Origin of the sequence: Vreelandella glaciei (genome assembly GCF_013415125.1) — a bacterium.
GTDB lineage: Bacteria > Pseudomonadota > Gammaproteobacteria > Pseudomonadales > Halomonadaceae > Vreelandella > Vreelandella glaciei.
On sequence record NZ_JACCDE010000020.1, the window covers coordinates 32,360 to 44,827 of the forward strand.

At 54.3% G+C, this 12,468-nt stretch carries 10 protein-coding genes; 7 read left to right on the plus strand and 3 right to left on the minus strand.

Annotated features, from left to right (window positions below; genetic code table 11):
- Positions 1-273: 273 nt before the first annotated feature.
- Positions 274-918 carry a CDP-alcohol phosphatidyltransferase family protein gene (locus HZS80_RS13955; RefSeq protein ID WP_179916428.1) on the minus strand — a complete coding sequence of 215 codons (645 nt, stop codon included), beginning with the start codon at positions 916-918 and terminating at the stop codon, positions 274-276.
- A 273-nt stretch (positions 919-1,191) separates the two neighbouring features.
- Here HZS80_RS13955 and HZS80_RS13960 point away from each other — a divergent pair, with 273 nt between their 5' ends.
- The 7 genes from HZS80_RS13960 (at position 1,192) to HZS80_RS13990 (ending at position 10,063) form a co-directional block, all read left to right on the plus strand.
- Positions 1,192-2,841, plus strand: a complete 1,650-nt coding sequence (locus HZS80_RS13960) for a DASS family sodium-coupled anion symporter (RefSeq protein WP_246362087.1) — start codon at positions 1,192-1,194, stop codon at positions 2,839-2,841.
- Positions 2,842-3,027: 186 nt separating this feature from the next.
- Positions 3,028-3,543, plus strand: coding sequence for a CinA family protein (locus tag HZS80_RS13965; RefSeq protein WP_179916429.1), 516 nt, complete (start codon positions 3,028-3,030; stop codon positions 3,541-3,543).
- Between the two features lie 40 nt (positions 3,544-3,583).
- Positions 3,584-4,405: an ammonia-dependent NAD(+) synthetase gene (gene nadE / locus HZS80_RS13970; protein WP_179916430.1), complete on the plus strand. Its 822-nt coding sequence runs from the start codon at positions 3,584-3,586 to the stop codon at positions 4,403-4,405.
- An 89-nt stretch (positions 4,406-4,494) separates the two neighbouring features.
- Positions 4,495-5,640 (plus strand): exonuclease SbcCD subunit D, encoded by a 1,146-nt coding sequence (locus tag HZS80_RS13975; RefSeq protein WP_179916431.1) that lies wholly within the window; start codon positions 4,495-4,497, stop codon positions 5,638-5,640.
- Entirely contained in the window at positions 5,637-8,702 is a 3,066-nt protein-coding gene (locus HZS80_RS13980; RefSeq protein ID WP_179916432.1) for an AAA family ATPase, read from the plus strand. Before HZS80_RS13975 ends, HZS80_RS13980 begins: the two co-directional genes overlap by 4 nt.
- 153 nt (positions 8,703-8,855) lie before the next feature.
- Positions 8,856-9,578 (plus strand): tellurite resistance TerB family protein, encoded by a 723-nt coding sequence (locus HZS80_RS13985; protein WP_179916433.1) that lies wholly within the window; start codon positions 8,856-8,858, stop codon positions 9,576-9,578.
- The gene (locus tag HZS80_RS13990; protein ID WP_179916434.1) at positions 9,578-10,063 is read left to right on the plus strand and encodes a phosphatidylglycerophosphatase A family protein; all 486 of its coding nucleotides are present in this window, start codon (positions 9,578-9,580) and stop codon (positions 10,061-10,063) included. Before HZS80_RS13985 ends, HZS80_RS13990 begins: the two co-directional genes overlap by 1 nt.
- An 82-nt stretch (positions 10,064-10,145) precedes the next feature.
- On the opposite strand, the gene HZS80_RS13995 is transcribed toward HZS80_RS13990, so the two are convergent.
- Together HZS80_RS13995 and msrA are read right to left on the minus strand one after the other, a co-directional pair.
- Positions 10,146-11,528 (minus strand): NAD-dependent succinate-semialdehyde dehydrogenase, encoded by a 1,383-nt coding sequence (locus HZS80_RS13995; RefSeq protein ID WP_179916435.1) that lies wholly within the window; start codon positions 11,526-11,528, stop codon positions 10,146-10,148.
- A gap of 174 nt (positions 11,529-11,702) precedes the next feature.
- Positions 11,703-12,371 (minus strand): peptide-methionine (S)-S-oxide reductase MsrA, encoded by a 669-nt coding sequence (gene msrA / locus HZS80_RS14000; protein WP_179916436.1) that lies wholly within the window; start codon positions 12,369-12,371, stop codon positions 11,703-11,705.
- Positions 12,372-12,468 lie beyond the last annotated feature (97 nt).

Below are 12,468 nucleotides of genomic sequence, written 5' to 3' on the forward strand. Positions count from 1 at the left end.
TGGCCGCACAAACGATGCTTCCTTACCAGAACAATGGTCGTGCCGGGGGTTGGCGTCTGTGCGCTAGCGCACATTGCGTGTTTTATTTGCCTACGGGGCGAATTTAAGCGCTTTTAGTTAGCGTTAAACACCATGATTTAACTGCTGGGCTTGGTAAGGCATTAAACGGAGACTTCCCCGTTTGACTAAGGCGTAACACTCACCGCTACGCTGTTCTAGCAGTGCTCTATTTAGAACACTAATATGCCATCGTTCTTGAGAGAGCGTGTCACTCTATCCGTCAGCAGCCGCAATGTTAGCGGACTCATGCCGACGCAGTGTCCAGTACCCTCCCCATAATCTTGTTGCCGTGGTGGTGAGGCAGGCAATCGAGAAGAGTATCGCCAGTATTGAAAAGTGCTCCGGGAACAGGCAAAAAATTACCAGGGCCATGACGGTTTCGGTGCCTTCGGTCAGCCCTTCTAAATAGTAGAACGCTTTATTGGGGAAGTGGGGGCGCTCTATTGACTGATGTTTGGCAGCAATCGCAAAGGCGAGAAACGAGGTGCCGGTGCCGATAAACGCAAACAGTAGCAATGCCGCAGCGAGGGCGTTCTGGCCGGGATTTGCCAATGCAAAACCCAGCACCACTGCGGCATAGAAAACAAAATCGAGCCCAATATCCAGAAACCCGCCTGCGTCGCTTGCGCGACCCGCTAAGCGTGCCAGGGCGCCATCAATACCGTCGCCCAGGCGGTTAAGCACAATCACCAACAGCGCGAGCCCGTACTGCTCCCATGCCAGCAGAGGCAGGGCCGTTATACCCAACGCAAAAGCGCTAAGTGTCACTTGGTCGGGGGTGATGTGCTTATTCAGTAACGTCTGTGCGATGCGTCTTAAGGGGCGTTGGATAAGCGGCATTGTCCAGCGATCAAGCACGTGGTTCTCCTCAATAGATAGGGGGAAATTAGGTTAATAATAGCGACAACGTACGTAGTGCATATGCTTATGTCACTATTAGTCTCTGCTAATAGTTAAACTAAAGTTGTTAGACTTTGGTTGTAATTATGGGTAAATAACTGGACTAATTGCCTATTGCAGTTAATAAAGGGCGCCAAAGGAGGTTCCGTATCGCCCTTCGTGCGGCATATATATCGGAATGTTGATCCTCGATTTGTTCTTTTCACTCTGACCGTAAGTGGCGCCAATTGTATGCATAAAACTGCCCTGATGACGGTGTGGGATCAGCTATGGCATTCCCACTACCAAGCTAAAAACTTATTGATGTGCGCGCTCCCAACGGGCGGAGCCGCCAACGCCGCGACTTCGAGTTCCAAGCGTGATCCTTCCCCTCAACCTAAGCCACCCGCTTACACCACTCCGCAGAAGATTGGTCTGTTGCTTGGCCCGCTGCTGTTCGCTTTTGTGGTGATGTTTTTTCACCCTGAAGATTTAAGCTTTGAAGGGCGCATGGTGCTCGCCACCACTCTATGGGTGGCCGTATGGTGGATCACTGAAGCCATTCCTATTCCCGCGACCTCGTTGCTGCCCATTGTGCTATTGCCGGTTACCGGCGCGCTAGATGGCAATACGGTGACCGCCGCTTACGGCAATCCAATTATTTTCCTGTTCCTGGGCGGCTTTTTGATCGCGCTGGCAATGGAAAGATGGGATCTCCACAAGCGTATCGCGCTGTCAATTATTGCCGTGCTGGGCACCAGTATTAATAGCATCGTCTTTGGTTTTATGGCCGCGACGGGCTTTTTGTCCATGTGGGTCTCCAACACAGCGTCGGTCATGATGATGCTGCCGATTGGTACCGCTATCGTCTACCAGGTGAGCCAAGAACTGGCGAAAAGTGACGGCGACCACAGTGCCGAAATCGATAAGTTCAGCAAAGCGCTGATTTTTGGTATCGGTTATGGCGGTACCATTGGGGGGCTGGGCACGCTAATCGGTACCCCACCGAATATCATCCTCGCCGCCATTGTGAATGAGCTGTTTGGCATCGAGATCTCCTTTGCCGGTTGGCTCATGTTTGCTTTTCCCGTCGTAATGGTGCTGCTGTTCAGCGCCTGGCTACTACTAACGCGGGTGTTTTTCCGCATCGAGTTTAGTCACCTGCCGGGCGGACGAGAGCTGATTAACAAAGAAAAAGCGGCGCTGGGTAACACCAGTTTCGAAGAGAAGGCGGTGCTGGCGGTGTTTTTGTTCGCTGCCTTTATGTGGATCACCCGCTCGTTCTTGTGGCAGGGGCAGATCATCAATATCCCTGGCATCAATGACACCATGATCGCGGTGGTCGCGGCCCTGCTGCTGTTTTTGATCCCTTCCAAAAATAAGGGCGGCTGCCTGTTGGGGTGGGACGTTGCCAAAGACGTACCCTGGGGCATTTTGCTGCTGTTCGGCGGTGGGTTGGCGATTGCCGCAGGGTTTGGCTCTTCCGGTCTGGCCGAGTGGATTGGCGGGCAAATGAGCGTGCTGGAAGGCGCTAACTTCTTGCTGGTGATCCTGCTGGCGACCGGCATGGTACTGTTCTTGACCGAAATCACCTCGAATACTGCCACGGCCACCATGATTCTGCCGGTGCTAGCGTCGTTGGCCCTTGCGCTGGATATCCATCCCTTTGTACTGATGGTGCCCGCCGCCATGGCCGCCAATTGTGCCTTTATGCTCCCGGTGGGCACGCCGCCAAACGCGATAATCTTCGCCACCGGCAAACTCAAAATCATTGAGATGGTGCGCACCGGTTTTTGGATCAACATTATTGCCATGCTACTCATCGTCGCGGCGGTTTATTTCTTGCTGCCGGTACTATGGAACGTGGATCTAACCAACTATCCCGATGCATTTCGGCGCTAATATAACCCATTAGCAAAGTATAGCCTCGCCTTCGGGCGGGGCTTTTTTATAACTGTTTTGCCGTTAATTCACACACATAAAGAATGTTAATAATGGCGTCAGGCTTTAGACAAATAACGGTGCTTAACTATAGTGCCTCAAAGGTGTAAATGGAGTCAGAGGTATGGCGTTATAAGGAGATAAGCAATGGAACTGCTTGAAAAGATTAGTGAGTATCTGAAAAAGCACGAACTCAAAATGGCCACGGCGGAATCGTGCACGGCGGGGTTAATTGTTTCAGAGCTAGCGGGCATACCGGGTAGCGGGCAATCGATCGATTGTGGATTGGCTGTTTACTCGCCCAAGGCCAAAAATCGCTATTTAGCCGTCAGTTTTGACACCATTGATACGTATGGCCTGACTAGCGAAGCCACCTCACGCGAAATGGCGTTAGGCGTTTTAAACAATAACGATGCCAATGTTGCCATAGCGAACACCGGTATTGCAGGCCCGAAGCCCCATGATGATATACCGGTGGGAACCGTTTGCTTTGCCTGGGCGTTTCGACATGCCCAAGAGGTATACATAATAGTGGAGACGAAACGCTTTTCAGGTGATCGTAATGAGGTACGGCTCGCCGCCGCGCACTATGCGCTAGAAAGGGTGCCAAAGCATCATGGTGATGTATTGGCAGGTAAAGCGCCCCGCGTTGATGAATCTTAAAGCTGAAATCTCAATCCGTAACCGGGAGGCAGGAAGCCACATGACTAACCACGTAACTCAGCAGCGTATCCAGGCAGATTTACAGGTAAAGGCATCGATTGAGCCACAGTATGAAATTGAGGCGCGCGTCGATTTTCTGTGCAGCCAGATGATAGAGACAGGACAGCACGCGCTTGTGTTGGGGATTAGCGGCGGGGTGGACTCCACCGTTGCTGGTCGTTTAGCCCAACTGGCCGTCGAAAAGGCCCGCGATAAAGGGGTTGATGCACGCTTTTATGCCCTCCGGCTGCCTTATGGAGAGCAGAAAGATGAAGATCACGCTCAACAGGCACTAACGTTTATTACCCCCGATGAAGTGCTTGATATCAATGTGAAGCCAGCCAGTGACGCCTTGCTAGCGTCCTTGGAAGAGGGCGGATTAACGTTTCAAGATGCCGTCCAACGCGACTTTGTATTAGGCAATATTAAGGCGCGTCAACGAATGGTGGCGCAGTACGCTGTTGCTGGCGCCAAGTCGGGTTTAGTGGTGGGGACCGACCAAGCAGCAGAAGCATTGATGGGCTTTTTCACCAAATATGGTGATGGCGCCTGCGATCTGGTGCCGCTGACAGGGCTTACCAAAGGACAGGTGAGAGAGGTCGGTGCTGCGTTAGGTGCGCCCGCTATACTGGTAGAGAAACAGCCCACTGCAGATTTAGAGTCGCTTAAACCTCAATTGGCTGACGAAGAGGCATTAGGCGTCACTTACACCGAAATCGATGCCTTTCTTACCGGTCAGCAGGTTAGCGAACAGGCCTACACCACCATTACCAACACCTATCAACGCACCGATCATAAACGCCAGCTCCCCAGAACGCCGTAGCGGCATTTTTTACAAGCTCAACGCCAGCGCTAAACGCAGCGCCAATAGGTTGCTATGATGCCGCGACACTATTGGCTGTTGAGCTTGTTATGCGTTTACTCCACACCGCTGATTGGCACCTGGGTCGGCTATTTCACAACCTTTCGTTGCTGGAAGACCAGCGCCATGTGCTTAACCAGCTCATCGAGATAATCGACCGGGAAAACGTCGATGCGGTGCTGATTGCGGGCGATATCTATGACCGCTCGGTTCCGCCTTCGGCGGCGGTAACGCTGCTCGACGAGGTGCTACATGCGCTATGCGAGGTGCGTAAGCTGCCGGTCATCATGATTTCAGGCAACCATGATGGCGCCGAGCGGTTGCGCTTTGGCGCGCGCCACCTGCGCCAAGCCGGGCTGCATATTCTCTCCGATTTAGCTGAGTTCGCCACGCCCGTCACGCTGACCATTGACGGCATCGAAGTGGATATATTCGGCATTCCTTACGCCGACCCTGAGCATGTACGCAGCCAGTTTAACGTGGAAGTGCGCGACTTTGACGCTGCCCATCGCTACTTGGTTGAGCAGATTAGCGAGCGCCGTCATGCAACACGTCCCTGCATATTAATGAGCCACTGCTTTGTGGATGGCGGCAGCGCGTCTGATTCGGAGCGCCCGCTAACGCTCGGCGGTGCTGAAAGCGTGGCCTGGGAGCCTATGCAGGGCTTCGATTATGTGGCGCTTGGTCACCTGCACGGCCCGCAGTATCGCGGCGGGGAGCATATTCGCTATAGCGGCTCCTTGCTCAAGTACAGCTTTTCCGAAGCCAGCCAGCGCAAAGGCGTCACGCTGTTGGACGTAGACGCGAGCGGGATAAAGCACATCGAACAGATTCCGCTAATACCCAGCCGTGAAGTACGCGTATTAGAAGGCGAGATGGATGCGCTAATCGCCCAGGGAAGAACGGACGCACAAGCAGATGACTACTTGCTAGTGCGGTTGACCGATCGCCACGCCATTCTCGACCCTATGGGCAAGCTGCGTGAGGTATATCCCAATGTGCTGCATCTGGAAAAGCCCGGCATGCTGGAAGCACGAGGCACTCAGCAACTTGACCGCGAGCGGTTACGCTTTGATGCCCTGGATATGTTTAGTGACTTCTTTACTCAGACCAGCGGTGATGCCATGAGCGATAAGCAGGCTAGTGCCATGGCCGAGTTGATTAGCCAGCTGCAGCGCGATGAGGCCCAAGAATGACGCCGTTAACCCTTACCATGCAGGCCTTTGGCCCTTTCGCGGGCACGGAAACGATTGATTTCACCGCGCTTGGTAGAAGCCCGTTGTTTTTGATTAACGGGCCCACCGGGGCGGGCAAGAGCTCGATTCTCGATGCGTTATGTTTTGCGCTCTATGGCCAAACGACGGGTAATGAGCGTGAACCTTCTCAGATGCGCTGCGACCAAGCGAACGCCACGCTCCTAACGGAAGTGACGCTTGATTTTCGCTTGCGCGGAGCGGATTACCGGGTACGCCGCGTGCCGCAGCAAGAGCGCCCCAAGGCGCGTGGCGAAGGCACCACTACCCATAACGCGGAAGCGCAGCTATGGCGCTTGAGCGCGGATGGCGAGGTAGAGAACTGCTTGGTGGCGCGCAAAGTCAACGATGCCACCGCTGAGCTGCAAACCTTGATAGGCCTGGATGCCAACCAGTTTCGCCAAGTGATGGTGCTGCCCCAAGGTAAGTTTCGTGAACTATTGATCGCTGACTCCAAAAAGCGCGAGGAGATTTTTTCCCAGCTGTTTCAAACGCAAATCTTTCAGCGTATTGAAGAGCGTTTGCGCCTTCAGGCCAATCAAATTGAACGGGAAGTGAAAGAGCATCGCCAACATATCAGCGGGATTCTCGACGGTGGTGAGCTGGAGAGTGAAGCTGCTTTAGAGCAAGAGTTTGAAGCGTTGACGCCCCAGGTCGAGCAAGCGCGAAAGGACTTCGAAACCGCCCAACTGCAGCGACGTAAAGCCGAAAAACAGCGCGATGATGCCCAGGCACTTCAGCGCCAGTTTGAAGCGCGGGATAGCTTGGCGGCTGAAAAAACGCGTCATCTTGAACAGCAGGGCCAGGTCGCCAGCATTCAGGACCATTTGACCCAAAGTGAGCACGCACAGGCGTTGCGCCCCCAGCGTACGGCGTTAACCCAAGCGCAGCAGGCGCTAAGCACCGCCCACGCGGAACAGCAGCAGGCAGACGCCGCACTGAGCAGCCAGCGCACTAGCGCGGAGCAGGCGCAGCGTGCATTTGAGGCGGCCCGCGAGCGTCAGGCAGGGCTTCCTGAACTGCGCGAGCGTCATCGCCAGTTGAGCGAGTTTATTCACAAAGGCCAGCAATTAAGCGAACTACAGGCGCGATTCCAAACGGCGCAGGCCGCTTGGCAACAAGCTGACGGTGCCCTCAAACGCGATGAGGCGCAACTGGACACCATACGCCAACAGGGAGAAGCGGCAGGCGTTAATCTAGAACGGTTACAGACGGAACGCCAGCAGCTGGCCAGCGCCCCTGTCGAGCTAAACCGCTTTGAAACGCTGCTAACCCAACGTAAAGAGCTGGATGTGCTAACCGGCCAGGGGCGTGAGCTTACCACGCAACAACAGCAGGCAACGGCAGCACTAGACCAGCGGCGCAGTGAGTCAGAGCAGGCGGAACGCTTCGCTACCGAGCAGGAGATGCGGTGGCATCAAGGGCAGGCTGCGCTGCTAGCGCTCACTCTTGAGGACGATGCCCCTTGCCCTGTCTGCGGCAGCCTGGCGCATCCGACCCCGGCCGTTAATAACGCAGATATCGTCACCAAAGAGCAGGTGGAAAACGCTCGCGCCGCCCAGGCGCAGGCCCGTCAATCTTTCCAGGGCGCTGAACGCTATCACCAACAGCTAGCGCAGCAGATAAGCTACCACAGCGAGCAAGTACAGCGACTCAATCAGCAATTAGGCGAGTGGGCTAGCCAACCGCTGAATGAGCTACAAAAAACCTGCGATGAGTTGCATCGCCAGGTCGCTCGGCAGACAAGCGTTGAGCGCGAGATTAGCCAACAAATCACCGCCTGTGATGCGTTAAGGCGTGAGAGGGGCGCGCTGGATAAACAGCTTAAAGCCCAGCGGCCCGCGGTTGAAAAAGCCAAAGAGGACGCGTTAAGGCTAGAAAGCCAGCGTGATCAGTTGAGTCAGTCGCTGCCTGACGATGCTCGTGATCCTGACGCTATGCGCCAAACACTTACGGAACTCGAGCGCGAAGTTACCCAAATTGAACAAGCCTGGGAAAGCGCTCAGCAGGCGCTGACGAACAGCCAAACCCAACTGGCGCGAGCAGATGAGCAGCTACGCGGCGCGAACGAACGAATCGAACGCAGCGAGCAGTCGTTACAGCAGGCGCGAACAGAGTGGCAAGCCGCGCTGCAGGCTAGCCCCTTTAGCGATGAGACGGCGTTTCAGACGGCGCAGCTGGATGATGCCCAGCGGCAAGCGTTGACGCATCAAATCGAGGCGTACCAGCGCCGCTTAGCCGAACTCGAAGGGGCGTTGCAGAATTACCATACCCAGCTTGCCGACAAAACAGCGCCGGATATTACCGCGCTCACTACGGTGACAGAGATCGCTCAAGCGGAAGAGCATACCCAGCTGGAAGCTTGGCGAAAGCTTGATGGACGTTTAACGACGCTAAAAGGTATTCGCCAAAAGCTGGCGACTGCGCATACGGCCCAGGCCAAGCTTGAGTCCCAATATCAGCTTTGGGGCACGCTAAGCGAAGTCGCTAATGGCCGCACCGGGCATAGAATCAGCCTGCAACGTTTCGTGCTCGGCGTGCTGCTGGATGATGTTTTGATTCAGGCTTCAGAACGGCTGGTACGCATGAGCCGCGGGCGTTATCAGTTGGTGCGCCGCGAGGACCCCACTAAGGGCAATAAAGCGTCAGGTCTCGAGCTGGATGTGGCTGACACTTACACCGGCAAGAACCGTTCGGTAGCGACGCTTTCCGGCGGCGAATCTTTCATGGCAGCGCTGTCGTTAGCGTTGGGTCTTTCGGATGTGGTGCAGGCTTACGCTGGTGGTATTCAACTGGATACGCTATTTATCGATGAAGGGTTTGGTAGTCTCGATCAGGATGCTCTGGATCAAGCCATTGCCATGCTTAGCGAACTGCAAATGGGCGGGCGCATGATTGGGGTGATTTCCCATGTCAGCGAGCTCAAAGAGCAAATGCCCATCCGTATAGAAGTGCACGCTAGCCGGCACGGGAGCTCGGTGGAAGTGAAGGGCGCACTTCATTAATGTCTAAGGTATTTAAAGGCTCGGGCATTTAAAGGCTATGACATTTAAAGCCCAAGCCAGCGTTAGTTCATGCTGCGTTCATATAGAATGATTTATAAAGTGTGTTAATCGTTAAACGAGCTCTAAAGATAATATCGACTTAGGAGTGCAAGGATGAACGCAAGCAAGATTTTACAGCAGCTGATGCAGCAAGCCGGTAGCAGCAGCGGTGTCGATGTTAAAGGCATCCTGAGTGGGCTTTCTAAGCAATTAGGCGGCGGTAGCAGTGGCCAAGGAAGCAGCTCATCCGGTGGTTTTGATGTTAAAAGCCTGCTTGGTGGCGGTGCCATGGGCATGCTGGTTGGTTCTAAGCGTGGCCGCAGCATGGGTGGCAAAGCACTGAAATATGGCGCGATTGCCGGGGTCGGCATGCTGGCGTGGAAGGCTTGGCAAAGCTCTCAGGCGGCAAAAACTGACAGTGGTCAAAATACTGCCCAACCTGCGTCAGAGGGCGAGCGGGTTGAAGTTCTTAGCGGTGAGATCCAAGAGCGTCGTAGCCTGGAATTACTGCAGGCAATGATGATGGCGGCACGTGCCGACGGTCACATTGATGAGCAGGAACAGGCGTTGATCACCGAGCAGATCGATGCCTTAGGTGCCGATCAAGAGATGCATAACTGGGTAGAGCAGCAGTTAAAAGCACCGCTGGATGCACAGGCGCTGGCTCGTGAGGCAGATTCCCCTCAGGCGGCACGCGAGATGTACCTGATTAGTGTGGCAGTGACCGACGATCAAAACCCTATGGAACGCGCTTGGCTGGACCAGTTGGCCAGTGCCCTTAACTTACCCAAAGAGATGACGGCCGAACTTGAGCGTCAAGCCGAGCAGGCGGGTTAATGCTGGATACGTTTAATTTTTGGTTAGCGACGGGCTTTGGACTAGGCCTAGCAACGGTTGCACCCGGTACGTTTGGCTCACTGTTAGGGATTCCCTTGGCGTGGTGGTTATTGAGCCGCCCGGTGGGTCAGCAAGGGATCGTAATGGCGGTTCTGGTGGTGTTAGCGATGCCTGTTTGCCACGTTGCCGCCTGGCATTATGACGGGTTGGATCATGGCAGTATTGTCGCCGACGAGTATGTAGCCTTTCCGCTTGCGGTTATTGGTTTAGCGGCAGCGCGCCATCCCTTGGTAATCGCGCTCGGGTTTGGTGTTTATCGCTTTTTTGATGCGCTAAAGCCGCCGCCAATTCACCTCACTGAGCATATGCATGGCGGTTTCGGTATCGTTTTAGACGATGTTGTCGCAGCATTGATAACGTGGGGGATCATGGCGATAGGGTTAAAGCTTTGGCAGCGCCGCTTACCTCAACGAAGCGTCGAGTAACCAATAAAAGCGCCGCAAGCCTGGCGGGAAACAAGGCTTGCGGCGCTATTTTTTACTGCTTATAGGCTAACAAATTAGCGTATTACTCTTGAACGACAATCACCGACTTAGCGTTGACGAACTCGTGCATGCCGAAGCCGCCGTGTTCACGCCCATAGCCGGAGTTTTTTACCCCGCCGAAGGGCATTTCCGGTGTGGCAACGCCAAAGCCGTTAATAAACACCATGCCGGTATCGAAGTACTTGCTGGCAAGCTCGGTGGCGCGCTTAACGTCTTTAGAGATGATGCCGCCGCCTAAGCCGTAACGGCTGTCATTGGCGATACGCATGGCGTCTTCATCATCTTTGGCACGAATCAGCGCGGCAACCGGACCAAATAGCTCGTCGTCGTATGCTGGCTGACCGGGGGTCACATTATCCAGCACGGTCACCGGATAAAACGCCCCTTTACCGGATGGTTTCTCACCACCGCAGAGGATCTTCGCGCCTTTACGCACGCTCTCTTCCACTTGCTCATGGAGATCATCGCGCAGATCAACACGCGCCATAGGGCCGAGATCGCTGCCTTCCTGAGTTGGGTCACCGGCTTTGAGCGACTGCATGCGAGCTACATAGCGTTCTTTAAAGGCTTCATAGTTTTTCTCAGTCACCACAAAGCGTTTGGCCGCCACACAGGTTTGACCACCGTTATAGACACGCCCCTGCACACAGGTATCCACGGCAACATCAAGGTCGGCATCGTCAAGCACTAGGTAGGCATCATTGGAACCTAGCTCAAGCACGGTCTTCTTCAGGTATTCGGCGGCTTTGGTGGCCACTTTGCGACCTGCACCGTCGCTGCCTGTTAGCGTTACGCCACGCACGGCAGGATGCCCGATTACCTCATCTGAAACATCGTGAGAAATCACCAGCGTACGGAAGACGTTTTCCGGTAGACCGGCCTTACGGTAAATTTTTTCCAATAATAAACCGCTACCGGTGACGTTTTCAGCGTGTTTAAGCAGCACACCGTTACCCGCCATGATATTGGCGATGGAGTAGCGAACTACTTGGTAAGCGGGGAAGTTCCAGGGCTGAATGCCGTATATCACGCCCATGGGAGAATAGCTAATAAAGCCGCGCTCACCGTTGCCAGGCTGACGCCCTTCGTCGGCTAGCTTTTTGGGGCCGTGTTCAGCGGTGTAGTCACAGATACCGGTGCACAGATCCACTTCTTGACGGGCTTCGGCAGGGAGTTTGCCCATTTCCTTGACCATCAAGTCGGTAAGCTCTTCTTTATGTTCCTGAAGTGCTTGGCCAATTGCTTTCACCGTTTTAGCGCGGCTCTCCAACGATTCAAGGCGCCAATCGAGAAAAGCATCGTAGCAGGCATCGACTACCTGCTTGGCTTCAGCGCTACTCATCAGCGCATAAGTATCGAGTGTTTCACCGTTGGTCGGATTAATCGTTGTGATGCTGTTGCTCATAAGATCTCCTATCTATAGATCAACGTGTGGGTCATGACGCCCAGCTCCTGAGCGTTTAATCGACCGGTCTATTTCTAGTACAGAGTCACTCTAGTACAAACTGAGTGCCTCTGCATAATAGAGGTGCTCAGTTTCGGGCATTGATTTAATCAATCAGTTCACTATTAATGCGTTTTATTCAAATGTAGGCCCGCCGGCTTCTTCGCCCCACACCTCTTCCAGGCGATCATCGCGCCCACAGCTGAAGCGATAGAATTTGTAGCGAACGGGGTTCTTTTGATAATAATCCTGGTGGTACTCCTCGGCCGCCCAGAAGGTGGTGGCAGGTACTATTTGGGTGGCGATTTCTCGGTCAAAGCGTTCTTCCATTTCCGCTTTGGAGGCTTCGGCGAGTTCACGCTGGCTTTCGTCGTGATAGAAGATTGCCGAGCGGTATTGATCGCCCACATCGCAAAACTGACGATCTACCGCGAAGGGGTCGATATTGCGCCAGAAAATTTCCAACAATTGCTCGTAGCTGATCTGCTCTGAGTCATATTCGATTTGCACAACCTCCGCATGCCCCGTACCACCCCGGGAGATATCGTCGTAAGTGGGATTCTCAAGTTCGCCGCCGATGTAGCCGGAGATGGTAGCGCTAACACCGGGCTGACTGTCGTAAGGGGGTTCCATACACCAGAAGCAGCCGCCTGCAAACGTGGCTTCTGCATTGCCCTGGGCTTGAGAGGACGGCTCTTGAGAAGATTGCGCTTGAGTGGACTGGGCGTGAAGCGAAGTGCTGGCGAGGCTAGCGGCAGCCAACACGCAAAGCGTAAGTGGACGAGAAAGGGGCAATCGGATCATTGCAAGCACTCCAGTGGCGGTGGCGCGTTATCGTTTATGTTGAGTCGATTAGTGGCTTAGCGTTCCCTTTCCTTACAACCCTTTCCTTAAACGCCTT